The 542-nt window shown below is 40.8% G+C and carries 1 protein-coding gene; it reads left to right on the top strand.

The genetic code is table 11. From position 1 onward, the window contains the following. Positions 1-174: 174 nt before the first annotated feature. Positions 175-542: transposase (locus RF637_RS13875; RefSeq protein ID WP_368845135.1), on the top strand; the 368-nt coding region annotated here is incomplete at its 3' end.

Below are 542 nucleotides of genomic sequence, written 5' to 3'. Positions count from 1 at the left end.
GCCCTTACAGGGCGCCTTGCTGATTGCCATCATACCCAGGGCGCTGCCCTGGGAGGGCACTGAAAAAGTCCCTTCATGGGTTATGCTAGTTTAACATTCGATCTTTGAAATAGTGTACCCAAAAGTTGCATATGTGCAATATTTTTTGTATCTTTGTAGAAAAATACAAGGATTATGCTAGAGCAACAACAGACAATATCATTCAGGGATTATTCAAGTTTGTATGACTTGATTATCCCAAAAGACAACCTGCTCCGCCAGATTACTGACCTGGTGGACTTTAGTTTCGTATACCAGGAATTACAGGACAAGTATTGTCATGACAATGGTCGTACAGCAGAGAGTCCTATCCGTATGTTTAAGTATCTTCTTTTAAAGGTAATCTATAACATATCGGATGTTGATGTTGTTGAACGTACTCGCTATGATATGTCGTTTAAGTACTTCTTGGGATTAACTCCTGAGGAGACTAATCTGATTAATCCTAGTTCCTTGACCAAATTCCGTCGACTTCGCCTGAAGGATATGGACCTGTTGGATCT

It is taken from the genome of Kocuria sp. CPCC 204721, from assembly GCF_040980945.1.
GTDB classification, from domain to species: Bacteria; Actinomycetota; Actinomycetes; order Actinomycetales; family Micrococcaceae; genus Kocuria; species Kocuria marina.
This window is presented reverse-complemented; position numbering and strand designations above follow the sequence as displayed.